We start from the raw sequence: 19171 nt of genomic DNA, 5'->3' as shown, positions 1-19171 counted from the left end.
CTTAAGCCGATATTGTCGCAGAGTTCATCACAACAGATTCTCATGAAGGTGACGCAGCGAGGCACGCCATGCCGGGTGCCCGGGATCGAGCATGTCGAAGTGCCCCATCCCGGGGTATCGCAGCAGCCTGACGCAGTCGCCGACCTGCTCGGCCCGGCGCGCGTAGCGCAGTGCGTGGTCGAGCGGCACGATCTCGTCCGCGGCGCCGTGCACGAGCAGTTGCGCGGTCTCGCGGCCGAGCGGCAGCAGGTCGAGCGGCGAGCCGAGCCGGTAGCGCCCGGCCACGGCGACCGAGGCGCCGCCGAGCAGAGCGACGGCCGCGCGCGGGCCGTCGGCGGGGGCCAGCGGCGCGGGCAGGTCGAGCGCGTCCCGTTCGGCGGCGCGCAGGTCGGTGACGGCGCCGAGGGTGACGACGGCCCGCACGACCCGCGTACCCGCCTGCGCGCCGAACCGCAGGCCGCTGAGCCACGCGGCGGCCCACAGCGCGAGGTGGCCGCCCGAGCAGTGCCCGACGACGGCCACCCGGCGCGCGTCGAGATCGGGCAGCTGCTCGGCCAGGGACACCCCGTCCGCGGCGTCGAGGAAGGTGCCGGGCCAGCCCGCCTCCGGCTCGCCGATGCGGCGGTACTCCAGGTTGAGCGCGGCGAATCCGTGCCGCGCGAGGTCCCGGGCCAGCGGCCGCATCGACTCGCGATCCTGCGAGGCGCGCCAGAACCCGCCGTGCAGCAGCGCGACCACCGGATGGGGGCCCTCGCCGCTCGGCAGGTGCAGTTCGGCGCTCTGCGACTCGCGCGGGCCGTAGCGGACCGCGAGCGTCCTGCCGTGCGTGAGCTTCATCAGCCCGTCGACCCGGCTGACGCGAGGGTGCCGGCCACCCGGGTGCACCATTCGGTGCCGACCAGGTCGGGGGTGATGCCGCCGCGGTCCCTCTCGGGTTGCCGCCGGACGCTCAGCGCGAGCTCGTCGGCCGTGGTGCGCCCGACGACCCGGCATTCGGGCACGATCGCGGCGATGGTGTCCACGCAGATCGCGTAGATGCCGAACTCCGGCCCCCTGCCGAGGATCTGCGCGACCCCGTCGACCTCCCGGAGCATGCTCGCACGGTCGATCACGGCGAGCAGGGCCCGGCTGGGCCGGTCCTCGGAGGGCGGCAGCTCGGCGCGCGCGGCGAGTTCGGCGGCGAGTTCGGCGATGTTGCGGCCGACGCTGCGCGGGTCGGTCGCCGCGGGTGCCTCGCCCTGCCGGGAGCCGTGCGGCAGCTTCGCGGCCCACTCCCAGGACCGGCCGGCCGACGGATCGGCGAGGATCCGGATGCCGAGGTCGTCGGGGGCGCAGTGCGTCGCGGCCTGGACGACGAGCCAGCGGGCCAGGGCGCGGGCCGCCTCGAGGTTCACGGACGCGACGCCGAGGATCCCGGCGTCCGCGAGGTCCACGGCGCAGGGCAGGCCCGGCAGGATCCAGCGCTCGGTGCGCGAGCCGCCGTCGGCGGAGCCGAGGCGCAGCCGCAGGAATCCGTCCATGCCGGGCTTGCGCCAGCCGACAGTCGCCCGCCGCCCGGTCACGTCCGCGGCGAGGGCGGCCGGGTCGGGCACCTCGGCGCAGCGGACGGCCCGCTCGAACAGGGCGTCGCGCTCGACGCGTTCGAGGTCCGAGGCGGGCGCGCGGTCGGCCGAGCGGACGGGCCGGATGCGCGCCACACTCAGCCGCGTGCCGTAGATCGACAGCTGCGCGCCCTCCGGCCACCGCAGCTCCTGCGCGGCACTCGCCGCGTCCTGCGGGAACGCCCACGGCGTGCCGGCCGGCTCCATCGGACGGAGGGTGCGCAGCGTGGGCACGCCGGGTTCGGGCGGCAGCGCGCTGTTCTCGGGGCGCGGGTCGGGGATCGCCAGCCAGGCCTCGCCGCCGGCCGTGACGGTGAGCCGCACGCCCGGGCGACCGGCGTGCGCCCCCCGAAGGTGGACGGCGCTGTCGGGGGCCGGCCCCAGCGTGTGCGTGCCCATGCCGAGGGACCAGATCCGGCCTGCGTCCACGCCGCCGACCGCGCGGACCTCGACGAGCGAGTGCGGGTCGCGGCGACGCACCCGGATCGGGTCGGATGGCAGGGTGTCCTGAATCGCCATCAGCTCGGTCCTCCCGCCAGGGCCGGGACGTTGGCCGACGGTGCGAACGGCTCGATGCTCAGCGCCGGGTCGCGCGGGGGCAGCGGGAGCAGGCCGGGATGCTCGTCGAGGGACAGCGGGGGCAGTTCGGGGGCGGCGTTGCGCTTCGGCTCAGCGGCGGCGAGCGCGGGCACCGGCGTCGTGGGAGGCAGCGCGGCGGCCACCGCTTCCCGCAGGACGGCGCGCGGCTCGAGCTGCTGCGGTAGGCCCGTGGTCGCGGCAGACAGGCCGAGAGCGAGCGAGGTGACGACGCCGTCCGCGGTGATCGTCAGCGGCCAGCGCGACCCGTTGGTGTCGCCGATCACGATGATGCGCAGCCAGGGGCGCAGGTCGGCCGCGCGATGCAGCCGGGCGGCGGTCTCGGCGTCGGGGTGGGGCCAGATGAGGAACGCCAGCTTGCCGGCGCCCTCGTCTTCGAGTTCGTCGAGCGCCTGCGGCCACTGCTCGATGGAGGCCACGCGATGCGCGCCGCCGGCCACCAACTGCGCCGTCAGGCCGCTGATGAACGCACTGGCGGCGGTGGCGTCGCCGTCGACGGTGAGCACGCCGGGGATCAGCGCGAGGTCGAGGAAGATCAGGTCGGCGCCGTTCGATCCGAGGCAGGCGTAGGCGGATGGAGCGCGGCCCGGCTGCGCGAGGGGGTCGGCGGCGGCCAGCGCCGCGCGCTCGACCGTGACCGCTGGCACGGGTCCGGTGATGCGCACGGTAGCCGTCTCGGGCCCAAGAAGCACCGCGTAGGGCCAGGTGGATCCGCTGCCGGCCCAGCGCTCGGCGGCGTCCACGGCGTGCCACGTCGCGGGATCGGCGAGCGGTTCCGCGAGCTTGCGGGGCCGGCCCGGAGCCGGTCCGACGCCGGGACGTCCGGGAAGCGCGGCGGTGCGCGGGGGCTGGGGACGGCCGGTGTCCTCGCGGCCGCCGACGACGGTCGAGAGCTTCTCGCGCACCGCGGCGCGGATGCCGAGACCGCTGTGCACCTCGGGAATGCTGACCATCGCCGTCACACGCTCTCTACCATCGGGCGCTCGTCCTCGATCAGCGGGCGCTCGTCCTCGATCAGCGGGCGCTCGTCCTCGACCGGCGCGGGTGCGGCGGCGGCCTCGGCTGTCTCGCGCAGGCCGCGCACCTCCGGCGTCGCGCCGACGCCCATCCGCACCGCGGATCCGCCGGGCCGCAGGGTAATCTCGCAGTCCTCGAATACGCCTGCGGCGCCGTCGTGGAAGTAGAGCCCTGCGTCGCCGCTGCCGGTCACGCTGGCACGGCGCACGGTCGGGTGGGCACCCGCGCCGACCACGATGCCGCCGCCGGCCACATCCCGCACCCGGCAGTCCTCGATGTGCGCCGCGCTGCCGTGGTCGAGGAAGATCCCGCCGTCCCCGGTCCGCTCGACCTCGCAGTCGCCGATCACCGGCATGCCTCCGGTGCCGACGACGATGCCCATCCGCTGCACGTCGCGCACGCGGCAGCCGCGCACGACCGGGTGGTGCCGCGTCGCCAGCACGATGCCGATCCGGCAGCCGGCGACCTCGCTGTCCCGGAGCACGGCATCGGCCGCGCCCTCGACGCGCACGCCGTCGCGCGTACAGGTCTCGATCCGGCAGCCGGTCAGCTCGGCGATGGCGTGGCCGCGCGCGAGCACGCCGTGGCCGCGGCTGTCCCGCAGGGTGCTGCGCAGGGCGCGGATCGTGGCGTGCCCGGTCAGGTGCGTGGACACGAGCGCGCTGTCGGTCACGCGGCTGTCGGTGACCTCGACGTCCGCGTGCTCGATGGCGGAGATGCCGTACGGCCCGCAGCCGGTGATGTCCGTGCTCTCGGCGCGCACCTTGGCCGTGCCGCGGGCCAGGACCCCGGCGGCGGCCGCTCCGGCGATGGCGCACTCGCGGATCTCGACCTTCGCGGACCCGCCGGCCAGCACCCCGGCCCGGCGGGCGCCCGTCAGCCTGCTGCGATCGAGCCGCGCCTGCCCCGCGCCGACCACGACGCCCTCCAGCGCCACCCCGACGATGTCGCAGTCCTCGATGACCACGCCGTGCAGCTCGGCGAGCGGTCCGGAGCTCAGCGCGTGCAGGATCTGGCCAGGCGTCGGCTCGGCCGGATCCGCGGCGACGGCGGCGGCCGAGCGCAGCGGCGAGCTGCCGTCGACCCGCACTCCCTCGGCCGCTCCCCCGATCATGCGGCAGCCGAGCAGGCGCGCGGACGCCGCGTTCGCGACCGTGACGCCGGGGCCCTGGCAGGCCGAGAACGTGCTGGAGAGCACGTCCGCGCGCGCCTCGTCGAGCAGCCGCAGCCCGGCGCCCTCCGAGGCTTCCACGCGGCTCTCGTGCATCTCCAGCCGCGCGGTGCCGGCGGCGACGAGCGCGTGGCCCCGGATGTTGTTGAACGCGCAGCGCTCGATACGCGCGCCGCCGCGCTCGCGGACGTAGATCCCGGCGTGCGCCGAGGTGCTGAAGGTGCAGCGCCGGAAGGTCGGCGTCGCGCTGCCTGCCGCCTCGGCCCGCGCGCCGCGCACCTCGCATTGCTCGAACACCGGCGAGCCCGATTCCACGAAGAGCGCCGGCCAGGTCGGATCGTTTGACTCCAGCACGATGCCGCGGACGGTGGCCGTGGAACGCACGACGAGCGCCGGACCGCGCTCGGCGAGGATCCGCACCGAACCGGGATCGCCCGCCGCGACGAGCGTGACCGGCCGGTCGAGCACGATCTGCTCCCGGTAGGTGCCGGCGGCGAGCACGATCTCCGACTCGGTCGAATTCGCGATCATCAGGTTGAGCGACAGCCGTTCGCGCGTGGGGACGCGGCGCTGCTGCGTCCCGGCGACGGCCTCCTGCGGCAGTGGCGTCACGGCGATCCGGCTCCCTTCAGATGACCCCGCACACCGAGGGCTACGTGCGGATCGGCCGCGTCGTTCACCCGGCGGGTGAACGACAAGGGCCGGACGGCCGTAGCCCTCGGTGTGGAGATGTCAGGAAGCACAGCCGCGCACGCCGGACCCGTGATGACGATGCTCGCCACGGCCTCGGACGGCGCCGTGGTCGAGATCCCCGCGGGCAGCTACCGCGAGCAGCTCTCGTTCGCGCGCCCGGTCACGCTGGTCGCGGCCGAGGGCCCTGGGTCGGTGACGATCCGGCTGGAGAAGCCCTGCGCGGTGCGCGCGGACACCGAGCTGCGCGGCCTGACGATCGAGGGGGCCGGCCTGATGGCCGGCGGCGCGGTCCGGCTCAAGCTGAGCGACTGCGTGGTGCGCGGCGCCTCCTCCACCGGCGTCGGCCTGCGCGACGAGGCCAGGCTCACGGCCCAGCGCAGCCACATCACCAGCGTGAACGGCAACGGCCTGTTCCTCGGCGGGAACGCGACGGCCCGGCTGATCGGCTGCGAGCTCGGTGAGACCGCGTTCAGCGCCGTGCACCTGGCCGGGAAGGCGGACCTGGAGCTCGAGGACTGCGTCGTGGCCTCGAGCAGGGAGCACGGGGTGCGGGCCACCGAGGAGTCCTCGCTGCGGATCGACGGCGGCTCGGTCCGGGAGAGCGGGCTGAGCGGGATCAGCGCGGAGACCACCGGCCGGGTCGCGCTCAGCGGCTGCACCGTGCACAAGACGGAGCGCGCCGGGATCCTGGTCGGCGCGGGCACCACGGCGCGCATCGACCGCTGCCGGATCGAGGAGGCGGGCGGCTCGGCGCTGGTCGTGTGGACCGGCGGGACCGCGAAGGCGCGCGGCGTGGTGGTGGCCGGGGCCGGGAAGAACGGGGTCTTCTTCGCGGACGACTCGCACGGCGAGTTCGAGGACGGCGAGATCTTCGGCACCGCCTTCCCCGCGGTGCACGTCGGCGAGCGGGCCGATCCGGTGCTGCGGTCGCTGAAGATCCACCACGTGGACCAGGATCTGGACATCGCCGACTCCGCGAAGCCGCGGCTGAGCGAGGTGCAGGTGAGCGACGTGGCGGTCTCCACCCTGCCGCCGCCCGGGAAGGACGGGAACGAGGACGCGGAGCCGGAGAGCACGCTGGACGAGCTGATCGCGCAGCTGAACAACCTGATCGGGCTCGACTCGGTCAAGCGCGACGTCACCGCCATGATCAACGTGATGCGCCTGGCCCGGCGGCGGATCGAGATCGGGCTGCCCCCGCCGCCGACCAACCGGCACCTGGTGTTCGCCGGCAACCCCGGTACCGGCAAGACGACCGTGGCCCGGCTCTACGGCAAGATCCTGCACGCGATCGGCATGATCGAGCACGGGCACCTGGTCGAGACGGACCGCGGCTCGCTGGTCGGCGAGTACGTCGGGCACACCGCCCCGAAGACGACGGCGGTGTTCCGCAAGGCGCTCGGCGGCGTGCTGTTCATCGACGAGGCCTACTCGCTGGTCCCGCTCGGCGGCGGCAACGACTTCGGCCAGGAGGCGGTGGCCACGCTGGTCAAGCTGATGGAGGACCACCGCGACGAGGTCGTGGTGATCGTCGCCGGATACCCGGGCGAGATGCACCGGTTCATCGACTCGAACCCCGGACTGGCCTCCCGGTTCACCAGAACCCTGATGTTCGACGACTACTCCTCCGGCCAGCTCGCCGAGATCGTGCGCAACCAGGTCGTCGAGCACAGGTACGAGCTCGGCCCCGGCACCGAGGACGCGATCATCCGCTTCTTCGCCTCGATGCGCCGCGAGGCGGGCTTCGGCAACGGCCGCTCGGCCCGGCAGCTGTTCCAGGTGCTGACCGAGCGGCACGCGCAGCGCACCGCCGCGCTCGCCGAGCCGACGACCGAGGACCTGGTCGTGCTGCTGCCGCAGGACGTGCCGCTGCCCTTCGCCGACCCGGAGCCGGCGGCCGGGGCCGAGGCCCAGGCGCCCGCGCCGCAGCCCGCCCCCGAGGTGTCGCAGGCTCCGACGACGCTCGCCTGAACGACCGCCCGCTCCGCCCCGTAATCCGAGGAAGCGAACACTCCACCCCTCAGGGAGCGCTCTCATGTCGACTTCGCGGAAGCCGCAGCACCGCAAGCCGGGTTCGGCGACGAAGGTACGGATGGTCGCCCTGCGCACCGCGGCGATCGGCGCCGTGGCGATGCCCGGAGCGGCAGCGCTCAACGCCCAGAACGATCAGCACTCGACGACGGCCACGACGGCGGACGAGCAGCACCGCACACCCGTCGCAGAGGTCGGCCACCGGGTCGTGGTGGCGCCGGAGAAGGACACGCACGTCGTACTCGTGGCCAAGGCGACGGCCACGAAGCCCGAGACGGCGACCGTGGTGTACAAGGTCAAGGAGGGCGACACGCTCTCCGCGATCGCGGAGCGGAAACTCGGCGACGCGAGCGACTACACCGAGATCTTCGCGCTGAACAAGGACCGCGAGGAGTCGGACGGCGAGCGCTTCACCGACCCCTCGCTGATCATGCCGGGCTGGTCGCTCACGCTGCCGACGGCCGTGAGGACCGAGGCCGCGCAATCCGACGTCGTGACCGCGCAGGCCTCCCTCACCCACCACCGCACGAGCTCCGCGTCGCAGAAGACGAGCACGACGGCCCACCGCAGCAGTCAGGCCTCGTCGACGCAGGCCTCGGACGCGACGGTCGCCACCTCGTCCGGCGGCTCCCTCAAAGAGTGGATCAATGAGGCGATCAGCGTCCTGAAGCGGCACGGATACGACGTCTCCTACAAGGCCGTGTACGAGACGGCCATGCACGAGTCCGGCGGCAACCCCGACTCGGTGAACGAGTCCGACTCGAACGCGGCGTCGGGACACCCGTCGATCGGCCTGATGCAGACGATCCAGTCCACCTTCGACGAGTACGCGCTGCCGGGCTACACCGACATCTACAACCCGGTGGACAACATCATCGCCGCGGCCCGCTACGCCGCCGCCGTTTACGGTTCGCTCGACGAGATGGTCCAGGCACGCTGCGACGGCAGCTGCTGGCGGGGCTACTAAGGCGGCCGGTCGATGAGACTCCACACGCCGGCCGCCCGCCACGGCGGGGCCGTCTCAGCTCAGCGCCGCGACCTGGGACGCGTTCAGGGCCACGTCGTACACCTTCACCTCGGTGATCAGACCGTCGAAGCCGTCCGTGTCGCCGCCGTCGTAGAACGCGCGGCCGATGGCCAGGGAGCCGTTGCTCGCGAAGGGCGTGCTGTCGGTGGCTGTGCCCTCGAGGGTGCCGTTCACGTAGAGGGACATCTTTCCGGTGCTGCCGTCGTAGACCCCGACCAGGTGGGTCCACGTGTTCAGCTGCGGCGTACTGCTGGAGGTGGCGCGGTCGGCCTCGGTCGGGTTGGTGGTGTCGGTCGCGACGCGGGAGAAGGCCCAGCAGTTGCCCGGCTGGAAGTACTGCAGGTAGAAGCCGCTGTCGGTACCGGCGTCCTGGCTCACAGCCGTGTCCGCGTAATGCGGGGCGGAGGGGAACGCCACCAGGTAGACGGAGGCGGAGACCGTGAAGCTCTTGCCGGGTCCGGTGTCGACGACGGGGCCGGACGTGGCCACGAAGCTGTCGCTGGCACCGGTGAACACGCCCGTGCCGCCGTCCCAGCTGACGTTGTACGCGGTGCCGTTGTGCCCGCCGGTGAGGTCGGCGGCGCTGTGGTTGAGCGGCCAGGAGCCGATCAGCGGCGAACTGGTGGTCTTGGCGGCCGCGGCGTGCGTGGCGGCGACGGTCTTGACGACGGTGACCGTGCTGGCGGGCGGAACGGGCTCGGCGGTGGTCCTGCTCGGCGACGGCGAGGGGCTCGGGCTCTTGCTCGGGCTGGGGCTCAGACTCGGGTCGGCGCTCGGGCTCGCGCTGAGCACGCTGACGGCGGTCCTCGGGCTCAGCGACTCCTGCGCGGCCTCGGACACGGTCATCGCCGAACCGTGCTGCCCGCTGTAGTACGCGGTCAGGCCGGCGCCGCCGCCGGCCAGCGGCACGATCACCGCGGCGGCGACCAGGGCCCGGCCGTGCCGCGCGGGCCAGGATCCGGCGGGCGCGGGCGGCGCGTCCTCGGCCTCCGGCTTCGGCCGGGCCGCCTCGGCCCGCGCGCCGGCCTCGCTCCAGACGAACTTCGACTGATCGGACTCTGGCTTCCGGTCACGGAACATGATCTCCGCACACTCCTCGGGTGGTCGTGCAGGCGGCCTCGGCACGGGCGGCGGCCCGGCTCCGGCACCGCCTTCGGTGCTGTGGTACGCAGCAGCGCCATGCCGCGTTCACCCCGGACCCAAGAGAAGAGCAAGCGATGACGCGGCCGAGCGACTGGTCCGCCCTGGGCCTGTCCAGCGACCCCACCCCGGGCGACCCGGACCAGGTCCAGGACGTCCTGAACCTGATCAACACCCTGGCGACGGACTACGGGACGATCCTCGACACCATCAACAAGGTGAACGGCTACGCCGACACGGGCAACCTCTCCGGGGCCACGGCGGACGCGCTCAAGGCTCAGATGAACGGCCGGATCACCAACTTCGTCAAGAGCGCGCAGACCGCCTTCACCCAGGCCGGGCCGGTGCTGCAGACCTACCTCACCGCCCTCAACGACCACCAGACCACCGCGGACAACCTGCTGACCCAGGCGCAGAACTCCGGGCTGAAGTCGACCGACTCCACGGTCAAGGGCTGGGCCTCGACCGCCTCGCAGGCCGGCTCCGACCTGACGTCCGCGGCGAAGACCGCGGCCTCGGCGATCGAGAACCTGCCGGGGCCGTCCGACCCGCTGAGCGCGTGGGAGGAGTTCCTGCAGATCCTCGGGTGGATCGCGCTGCTGCTGATCCTGCCCGCGATGATCTTCGGCGGGGTGCTCGCGCTCGTCGAGTTCGTGGTCAACGCCGTGCTGTTCGTCAATGCCCTGGTCCAGTTCGCGCAGGGCAACCTGAGCATCGGCGGCCTGCTGCTGGCGCTGCTCGGCGTGATCGCGCCGACCACCCGCGGCATCTCGCTCGGCGAGCTCGTGGACCTGGTCAAGGGCATGGCGTCGTTCGCCAAGACCGGCTTCGTCTCCATCCGCGCGGGCCTGTCCGACTTCATGGACCTGCTCGTGAACACGAAGTTCACGGACCTGCTGTCCATCGAGACGCTCACGAAGATGGGCAACTTCGTCCTCAAGGGCGGAGTCTGGGTGCTCAACGGGCTCAAGGACCTGCCGACCACGCTGATCACCGCGGGCACCACGTTCGCCGCCAAGCTCGGCGAGCTGTTCGTCGCCGGGGGCCTGAAGATCTTCACCAGCCTGCGGACCGGCAGCTTCCTGAGCCTGATCCTGCCGATCGACGCGATCGAGGTGGAGAAGCTGGGCCTGATGTCCGCGTTCCGGCTCGGCTTCCTGGAGCGCGGCCTCGGCATCACCGCCTCCCCGGCGACCAACCTGCTCGACCTCAGCAAGCTCGCGCTCGGCGGCGTGAAGACGGGCGAGTTCCACTTCGCCGGCTTCGGCTACCTCGACGTGCCGAAGACCAGCGCCATCGACATCAACATCGGCCACGGCCTCGAGGCCTCGCTGCCGAATCTGAACACGGACTTCCGCCTGGCGACGCTGGACGGGCACATCTCCGCGCCGCGGATCTCGATGGGCAACCTCGCCGCCGGGTTCACGCACGACGCGCTGAGCGTGGGGACGATCAGCACGCACATGCCGCACACCAACTTCGGCCTGAACAAGCTGGAGATCCCCGACCTGCGGTTCCCCAAGGAACTCAACAACATCGGCAACGGCACCGTCATCACGAAGATGAACGACCTGTCCTTCGTGACCGTCCACGAGGACAAGCTGCCGGCGAACATCGACATGAACAGCTCGCACATCAGCGTGCCGACGCTGCACTCGGCCGAGGTGTCCATCCCCTCGATGCACGCCGACAACCTGAGCATCTCGTCGGTGCGCAGCGGCGACATGAGCATCCCGAACCTGCACGCCGCGAACATCAACGTGGCCGGGATGCACACCGGGGACATGAACATCGCCGGACTGCGCTCGGGCGAACTCAGTGTGCCGACATTGCACACCGCGGACATCAACGTCGCCGGAATGCACGGCGAGAACCTGAGCGTGCCGACGATCCACACGACTGACATCAACGTCCCGGCGATGCACGCCGACAACCTGAACCTGCCGGTGATCCACACCACGGACGTCAACGTCTCCGGTCTGCACGACGGCAACCTGAACATGCCGATCCTGCATGAAACCAGCGCGCCGAACCTGGGCTCGAGCTCGGTGCACATGACCGGCAACCTGCAGCACATCAACATCCCCTCGCTGCACATCAACAACCTGCAGACCTCTGACCTGCACAACGTGGACCTGGCCTCGAACGCGGTCACGAAGATGCCCACCGCGCAGGAGCTGCCCAACCTCTCGGCCATCGCGCACACGCAGATCAACGTCGCCGACATGCACGGGCTCCCGGTCACCCAGACCGACTCCGGCCTGAAGATCGACGGCAAGTCGATCTCCGCGGGCCACGTCGAGGTGACGAACGTGGACACGGCGCACGTGAACCTCACGGCGAACGTCGCCAACGTGGACGTCAACATCGGCACGCACGCGCACACGGAACTGAACGTGAACATGTCCGGCGAGGCGCTGCACCTGGCCAATCCGGACGTCAACGCCCTGCAGCACCTCGCGGCGAACGACAGCGCCACCGCCGTGCACCTGAACGCCTCGACCGGCACCCCGCGGCTGACCGCCCCTCAGCTGGACGTCGGCCGGCTCGGCGAGGACTCGCGCGGCGCCATCCCGCCGGAGATCAGGAACCTGCAGGCGAACCCGGAGATCCCCGTCCACGCGAACGACTCGGGGATCCGGGTGAACATCAGCGAGGGGCAGTTCGGGACCAAGCACGACATCATCGAGCCGGCGACGGACTCGAGCTCGATCCCGGCGGTCTCGAGCACCGGCGTCGACGAGGGCGCCGCGCACTCCGCGGGCTCGCGCGGCACCGAGTTCTCCGAACCCGACCTCGCGGGAAAGCCCGGCCTGATCGACCCCAACGGCGAGAAGCTGGCCGTCGCCTGGACCGACTTCAAGCAGGCCCAGAACCTGTTCATCCAGGCGAAGGCCGACCACGACCTGCAGTTCCACGGAGCCGACCCGAAGGTGGGTGAGGCCGGTCCGGCCTTCAAGGGCAAGGCCCCGCAGACGAACGCGCAGGCGGAGTCCGTCCACAACCTGCAGAACGCTGCCAAGGGCTTCGCCGAGGCGAGCGCGAAGCTGCACGACGTGCGCACGAGCGCCCTCGACCTGACGCTGCAGGACCGCGGCGCCGTCCTGGATTCGCTGAAGGAGCGGCCGCGGCTGCTCGGCGGCATGAAGGACACCGACGTTCCGCTGCACGTCCACGAGGACACCGGCGAAGTCACGGTCGCGACCCGCGCCCTCGGCCAGGACCACCAGCTGGTGATCTCCTTCGGCACCGACCGCCAGGAGTTCGGCGAGGTCGTCAACGTGCACAACGGCGAGACGCTGTTCCACGGCACCCTCACCGACGACCTCGCGCACGGCGGAATCCGCATCGACTCGTTCGACAACAACGGGTTCCGCGAGTTCAGCCACGACGGCACGCTCATCGCCTCCGAGCGCGTGCTCGTCGACGTGCACGGCCAGCAATTCGGGACCGTGACGGTCGACCACACCGCGGGCGGCCTGGCCGATCTGCGCACCGCGGACGAGCACCTGACAGGCCTCGACGTCGAGCACTCGGCGAACGGCAACATCACCATCGGCGCGGCGAACGACTGGCGCATGTGGCAGTTCGACTTCGCGGGCAGGCTCACCATCGAGCCCAGGCAGCTGTTCGACCACCTCGGCAACGAGACGACGGGCGTGCTGCTCGACCACGAGAACAACCTCGCCCACGCCTTCTTCCGCGACGGCACGACCGACGCGTTCTCCTTCCATCCGGCGCAGGACGGCACCGGCGGCTTCCGGCTGGACCTCACCGACAACGGCGACGTCTGGATGGGCTACGACGCCGGCGGCCACATGGCCGGCTACGGAATGCCGCTACGGCACGCGGACGGCCACGGCATCGGCGATCTCACGGTCGACATACACGACCCGCAGGCCCACACCATGTCGATCACCACGCACGACGGTGCCGACGTCCCGCCGACCCACGCCGAGATCAACGGCAACACGATCACGGTCACCTCGCACAACGGCGACATCGTCGAGGTCTCCACCGGGGTCGACCACGCGGTGCTGACCCGTGCCGACCTGCACACGTCGCAGTACGGCGGCGACTTCGGCACCCTGCGGGTGAATTACGGCGACGGCAGCGCGACCTTCCGCGACATCCCCGGCGTCCGCTGGAACTTCGAGCACGACGGCGCACACGCCGGATTCACCCTGACCAGCGAGGACGGCGTCCACACACTCGCTTTCGGCGGGGCCAACGACCTCCGCTTCAGCCAGCTCACGACACGCGACCACGGCACCCTCGACCTGACGAACGTCCACATCCGCACCGATCACACGGCAGGCCCGAACGGCGAGACGCACACTCTCGTCGACGACGCGGGCAACGCGATCGGCGGACGGCAGATCACCCAGAACCTCGACGGCCACTTCACGGTCACCGAGATCGCGCCCGGCCACTACCGCAACGGCGCCTCCACCGAGTTCAGCGGCGTCACCGGGCACGTGCTCACCCAGCGGACCAACCTCCAGGACTTCAACGGGCTGCACATCCACGAAGACCACGTCCACGCGGACCCGAACACCGGCGGCGCGACGACGACGATCCGCAACGACGAGAACTTCGCGATGGCCGGCTTCCTCGTCATCCGCGACGAGAACGGCCACTTCACCGTCACCGACACCGGCAACACCCACGAGGAGGGCAACTTCACCGAGTTCGACGGCACCACCGGCTCGGTGCGGGCCAGGGAGACGAACCTCCAGGACTTCGGCGGCCTGCGCGTCCACGAGGACCGCCTCACCCTCGACCCGAACACCGGCGCGCCGACGATGTCCGTCCGCAACGAGGACGGCCTGCCGATCGGCGGCTTCGAGATCCAGCGGACCGGCGACGGGCGCCTGATCGTCACCGACGTCAGCAACACGCACGCGCACGGCGCCGCGTCGGAGTTCGACGGCGTGACCGGAGGGATCCTGGTCCGGCGCACGAACCTGGCCCAGTCGCACGGCATGCAGGTCCACGAGGACCACATCAACCTCGACCCGCGCAACGAGCCGACGATCACCGTCCGCGCGCACGACGACACGGTCCTGACTGACTTCCAGGCCGAGCGGAACCCGGCCGGGAACCTCGTCGTCACGGACGTCGGCCACACGCACTCGAACGGCTCCACGGCCGAGTTCGACGGCCTCAGCGGGGACATCATCACCCGGCGCACCAACCTCGAGTCCTTCGACGGGATGCACATCCACGAGGACCACCTCACCCCTGACGTCCGCACCGGCGAGCAGACGATCACGGTCCGCGCCGACGACGGCACCGTGGTCGCAGGCTTCCGGGCCGAGCGCGACCCCGCCGGGAACTTCGTGCTCACCGACACCAGCGACACCTACATGCGCGGGGCCGGAGCGCAGTTCGACGGCCTCAGCGGCGCCCTCATCACCCGGCGCACCAACCTCGAGTCCTTCGGCGGCCTGCACGTCCACGAGGACCACCTCAACCCCGACGTCCACGGCGATCCGGCGACCACCGTCCGCGCCGCCGACGGCACCGTGTCGGCGGACCTGCAGGCGGGCCGCAACGCCGCCGGGAACCTGGTCGTCACCGACATCGGCCACACCTACCGCAACGGCTCGACGGCCGAGTTCGACGGCCTGAGCGGCAGCATCCTGGCCCGGCGCGCCAACCTCGAGGACTTCGGCGGCCTGCACGTCTTCGAGGACCACGGCAACCTCGACGTCCACGGCGAGCCGACGATCAGCGTGCACAACGCCGACGGCAGCGGACGGCCCGACTTCCAGGTCGACGAGCACAACGGCGACTTCGTCGTCACCAACATCGGCAACGGACACGCTCACGGCTCGGTGGCAGAGTTCGACAGCGCCACCGGAGCGATGCACTACCAGCAGCTCAACGTGGAGAACTTCGGCGGCCGCTACATCCACGAGGACCACGTCAACCTCACACCGGGCGGATTCCCGACGACGACGATCCGCAACGCGGACGGCAGCGTCTCGCACGACTTCGACGTCAACCGCTTCGGCGTCACGCACTACATGGTCACGGACACCCGCCTGGGCCACACGCACGACGCCTATACGGAGTTCGACGGCCTGACCGGGAACATCCGGACCCAGCGCTTCAACCTCGGGGACTTCAACGACCGGCACCTCGTCGAGGACCACCTCAACCCCGACGGCGCCGGCAACCCGGCCATCACCATCCGCGACTCGAACACCAACGCGGTGGTCGGTAACTTCCGCGGCGCGCGGGCCGCCAACGGGCACTTCCACGTCACCGATATCCACCCCTTCTCCACCCGCGGCTCTCACGTCGAGTTCGACGGCGCGACTGGCGCGATGCACTACCGGCGCACCGAACTGCAGGACTTCGGCAACCTGCACATCCACGAGGACCACCTCAACCTCGGCGCCGACGGCCGGCCGACGGTCACCGTCCGGGACAACACCGACGCCGTCGTCCCGCACTTCGCGCAGAGCACGACCCGGGCGAACGTGGTCCGGCTCACCGACACCCGGGTGGGCCTCACCGAGGGCGACTATGCGGAGTTCACCCAGAACCTCGGCAGGATCGAGTCGCGGCAGGACCACCTTCAGGACTCCAGCGGACTGCAGCTGAACACGGACTACCTCAACCGCGACGCGAACAACCACCCGACGCTCCAGGTCCGCGACGGCAGCAACGCGGTCTCGACGCGGTTCACCCTCACCCGCAGCGCCGACGGCAACAGCGTCATCCTCACCGACACAGCCGCCGCCCACCTCGGCGAGACCCGGACGTTCAACCTGGGCAACCGTCTCATCGGCGCGCGCATCGGCATCCGGAACGCGAAGGGCGGCCTGACGCCGGACCGCTTCGACGTGGAATTCCGGATGGGGGCGGACGGCACCTGGACGGGCCGCTGGACCCGTACCGACGCCGGCGCCCGGGACGCGGGACTGCCGAAGGCGTACAACAGCTCGGGCAGCGCCACGCTCCAGAAGAACGGCACGCTGCTGCTCACCGGCGCCGACAAGACGCCGCTGTTCGGCCGCGAGCGGCTGGCGATCGGCCAGGAGCTCGAGGTGCTCAAGTTCCCGAACGGCCGGCGCCAGTGGACCAGCTGGGACGACGCGGGCCACCTGACCGACAACGGCTTCCGGCGCTTCGCGAACGACGACGCGGGGGTCGACGCCAAGGATGTCAACAGCTGGGGCGCGACGATCCGGCAGTACCGCACCGGCATCGACGGCGGCCTGGTGCGCGGCGAGAAGATGCCGGACGGCTCGTTCACCTGGACCCGGTTCGACAAGGACGGCGCGCTGAAGCTGAGCGGCAACCGGGCCAGGACGCCGTGGGGCTCCGGGGCCTTCGGCTGGAAGGACACCTTCCGCGACGGCGCCGCGTTCCGGCCGGCCCAGGAGCACTGGAGCGCCTTCAACTTCGTCGCCCACGCCGGCCACTACCGGGAACACGGCATCTCGGGCGACGCCGTCAACGGCTTCGGGGTGAAGACCTCGTTCAAGGAGATCTCGCAGCAGGGCAAGGACACCGGCAGCCTGGAGACGATCGCCAACAACCACACGCTCGAGTTCACCCGGTACTCCGAGCAGCGCATCCCGGACTTCCTGTGGAAGTGGCACACCTCGAAGTACGACACCGTGGACTTCCCGAACCGCGGATTCTTCACCGGCGACTCGCGCTTCCAGGTCTTCAGCTGGGTCGAGAAGGACGCGGCCGGGGCGCGGGCCGGGCACGGCGTGCGGGTGCTGACCCCGGACGGATCGAACTTCGACTTCACCGACGGCGGCAAGCTCGTCCGCAGCACGATCAAGCTGGACAACGGCAACAAGATCGAGATCGGCAAGACCGCCGACGGCCGCAGCTGGGACCAGTACCCCGCCGGCCTGAACAACCCGGCCGGCCGGCCGCCGCTGCACTGGCGGGAGATGAACGGCAGCACGGTCGTGCAGTCCGGCACCCGCAGCTTCTTCAACAACAAGACGTGGGCCGACCGGTTCACCGACCCCGCCGGAATCGAGCGCGTGGCCAGGTACACGACGGACGAGGGCGACGTCGTGCACTTCACCTCCGACGCCAGGCCGCAGTTCGACGCGACCCAGCCGCACGGGGTCGGCCCGCACGACAACATGCCGTCGATCACCCGCAACACGATGGGCCAGCTCATCGAGCGCAACGACCACTTCGGCGGCATGGACGCGGGCGACATCGTCGGCCGCGGCAACCCGCGCACCGGCCGCTGGAGCTGGGACGACGGCCTGGGCAACGACGGCGTGCGCATCTCGTACCGCAACGGCGGCAAGGGCTCCTGGGACGACTCCTTCGCCGACTTCGAGCGGAACGACGGCCGCTTCCTGCAGATCCGCGACTACCGCGCGCTGAACAAGGGCTCGTCGCTGCGGTCGTGGCGCGAGCCCAACGGCACCTGGGAGTCCGCGAAGTTCAACGCCAAGGGCGAGATGGACAACGCCAGCCGGGCCGTGCGGGAATGGAAGGACTCGAACGGCAACTTCCACGCGCTGACCCAGGACGCCAGGAGCCCGAAGACGGCGGACTGGCGGGACGTCCGGGTGCAGCCGGACGGCACCCGCCTGACGGTGCGCGAGTCGATCGGCGGCAAGGTCCGCATCTACGGCGACCAGGGCACGCACGGCATGAACGTGTGGAAGGAGTACGACTTCGGCAGCGTCTGGCGGCAGCGCGACGCGATCACCGAGACGCACCCCGGCGGCGACCGCGTGTACTTCATCGAGAAGGAGAGCTTCCAGAAGCAGTGGCGGATGACCGACCTGAACGGCGATCTGATCCGCTACCGCGGCACCTCCGGCGCGATCATGGAGCGCGGCACCTTCGGCCAGTGGACGCAGGTCGGCCTGGAGCGCGAGGTCAAGGGCCTGGTTCCGGCGCTCAACGAGTTCCGCGGCTGGAACCGGATGCTGCGCGAGCCCAACCGGGTGCAGTTCACCCGGAGCGACGGCGCGGTCGGCGAGCTGCGCGGCAAGTGGACGAAGATCGGCCAGAAGTCGGTGTTCGACTTCCTCCAGGACTTCACGATCGACGTCGTGGCGAACATCATCATCACCGGCGCCACCGAGGGCTGGGACTTCACGCCCGGCCAGGTCGGCGGCTTCTTCGCGGGCGCCGCCGTCCGCAGCGGCTTCAAGGCCGGCTACGGCGTGCTGACGGAGACCTGGCTGAAGGACTTCCGCGACGGCCTGCGGAACATCGACGGCGGCAAGGACTGGAACCGCCAGCCGTACAACAACGACAAGCACTGGGACAACGAGTGGGCGGGCAACGAGAACCCGACCCGCTGGCGCTCCGGCACCTTCGACTACTTCGTCGGCGGCACGCTCGTCCCGGCGTTCGGCAGCTTCTTCGCCACCCTCATCACCGGCTCGACCCTCGGCGTCGGCAAGGAGGGCACGGTCCTGAGCGGCGACGCCCTCTGGGACGCGGCGGGCCGGGCCATGGCCGGAAGCCTCGTCGGCGGCCTGACCGTCGGCGCCGTCAAGACGCTGGGCCACGTGGGCCTGTCCGGCCGCTGGTTCCACTCGGGCGGCTTCGCCGACATCACCCTCCAATTCGGCGAGAAGATGCTCACCGACTTCCTCGTCAACGACCTCCTCTCGCACGCCGACACCCTCAACGCCGGGTACGTCGCGAAGATCGTGGCCGCGCAGCAGGAGGCGGCGAAAAACGGCGACGGCGGTAACCAGAACGGAAACGGCGCCTAGGCCGTGTCTTCAAACTTGCGTCGGATCAGGCCGCGGCGTCTGACGCGTGCGCTCGCAAGGCGCAGGGGCGGGCGCATACTCGGTCGTCTGCAACCGCCCCTGCAACGCCGCGAGCGTGCGTGGCAGGCGTCGCGGACCCGGCGATAGTTTGAAGACACGG

Annotated in this window: 8 protein-coding genes; 3 read left to right on the top strand and 5 right to left on the bottom strand. The window is 71.1% G+C overall.

All coding sequences use genetic code 11. The features are described from left to right. Window positions 1-27: 27 nt before the first annotated feature. The 4 genes from KDK95_RS09835 to KDK95_RS09820 are packed head-to-tail and all read right to left on the bottom strand — an operon-like array spanning window position 28 to window position 4998. A complete protein-coding gene (locus KDK95_RS09835) occupies window positions 28-837 on the bottom strand; it encodes an alpha/beta hydrolase family protein (RefSeq protein ID WP_212517756.1) in 810 nt (269 codons plus the stop codon). Further along, window positions 837-2120, bottom strand: coding sequence for a hypothetical protein (locus tag KDK95_RS09830; RefSeq protein ID WP_212517755.1), 1284 nt, complete (start codon window positions 2118-2120; stop codon window positions 837-839). The genes KDK95_RS09835 and KDK95_RS09830 overlap by 1 nt, the downstream gene beginning before the upstream one ends. After that, window positions 2120-3160 (bottom strand): hypothetical protein, encoded by a 1041-nt coding sequence (locus tag KDK95_RS09825; RefSeq protein ID WP_212517754.1) that lies wholly within the window; start codon window positions 3158-3160, stop codon window positions 2120-2122. The genes KDK95_RS09830 and KDK95_RS09825 overlap by 1 nt, the downstream gene beginning before the upstream one ends. Then, window positions 3157-4998: a right-handed parallel beta-helix repeat-containing protein gene (locus KDK95_RS09820; protein WP_212517753.1), complete on the bottom strand. Its 1842-nt coding sequence runs from the start codon at window positions 4996-4998 to the stop codon at window positions 3157-3159. Before KDK95_RS09820 ends, KDK95_RS09825 begins: the two co-directional genes overlap by 4 nt. Window positions 4999-5115: 117 nt before the next feature. Here KDK95_RS09820 and KDK95_RS09815 point away from each other — a divergent pair, with 117 nt between their 5' ends. After that, complete coding sequence (locus KDK95_RS09815; protein WP_212517752.1) at window positions 5116-7050, top strand: right-handed parallel beta-helix repeat-containing protein; 1935 nt, start codon at window positions 5116-5118, stop codon at window positions 7048-7050. Between the two features lie 64 nt (window positions 7051-7114). After that, a complete protein-coding gene (locus KDK95_RS09810; RefSeq protein WP_212517751.1) occupies window positions 7115-8077 on the top strand; it encodes a transglycosylase SLT domain-containing protein in 963 nt (320 codons plus the stop codon). A gap of 54 nt (window positions 8078-8131) precedes the next feature. Here KDK95_RS09810 and KDK95_RS09805 read toward each other — a convergent pair whose 3' ends face one another. Further along, entirely contained in the window at window positions 8132-9217 is a 1086-nt protein-coding gene (locus KDK95_RS09805; RefSeq protein WP_212517750.1) for a LamG domain-containing protein, read from the bottom strand. Window positions 9218-9354: 137 nt separating this feature from the next. On the opposite strand from KDK95_RS09805, the gene KDK95_RS09800 reads away from it, so the two are divergent. Beyond that, window positions 9355-19011 carry an RHS repeat domain-containing protein gene (locus KDK95_RS09800; protein ID WP_212517749.1) on the top strand — a complete coding sequence of 3219 codons (9657 nt, stop codon included), beginning with the start codon at window positions 9355-9357 and terminating at the stop codon, window positions 19009-19011. Window positions 19012-19171 lie beyond the last annotated feature (160 nt).

Source organism: Actinospica acidithermotolerans (genome assembly GCF_018139625.1).
GTDB lineage: Bacteria > Actinomycetota > Actinomycetes > Streptomycetales > Catenulisporaceae > Actinospica > Actinospica acidithermotolerans.
Note: the sequence above shows the minus strand (reverse complement) of the source record. Positions and strands in the feature narration are given on the sequence as shown.

What these genes read in the sequence shown, in the direction of transcription:
- KDK95_RS09805 (WP_212517750.1), bottom strand. Translation starts at nt 9,217, where the DNA reads ATGTTCCGTGACCGGAAGCCAGAGTCCGATCAGTCGAAGTTCGTCTGG.
- KDK95_RS09835 (WP_212517756.1), bottom strand. Translation starts at nt 837, where the DNA reads ATGAAGCTCACGCACGGCAGGACGCTCGCGGTCCGCTACGGCCCGCGC.
- KDK95_RS09815 (WP_212517752.1), top strand. Translation starts at nt 5,116, where the DNA reads ATGTCAGGAAGCACAGCCGCGCACGCCGGACCCGTGATGACGATGCTC.
- KDK95_RS09810 (WP_212517751.1), top strand. Translation starts at nt 7,115, where the DNA reads ATGTCGACTTCGCGGAAGCCGCAGCACCGCAAGCCGGGTTCGGCGACG.
- KDK95_RS09800 (WP_212517749.1), top strand. Translation starts at nt 9,355, where the DNA reads ATGACGCGGCCGAGCGACTGGTCCGCCCTGGGCCTGTCCAGCGACCCC.
- KDK95_RS09830 (WP_212517755.1), bottom strand. Translation starts at nt 2,120, where the DNA reads ATGGCGATTCAGGACACCCTGCCATCCGACCCGATCCGGGTGCGTCGC.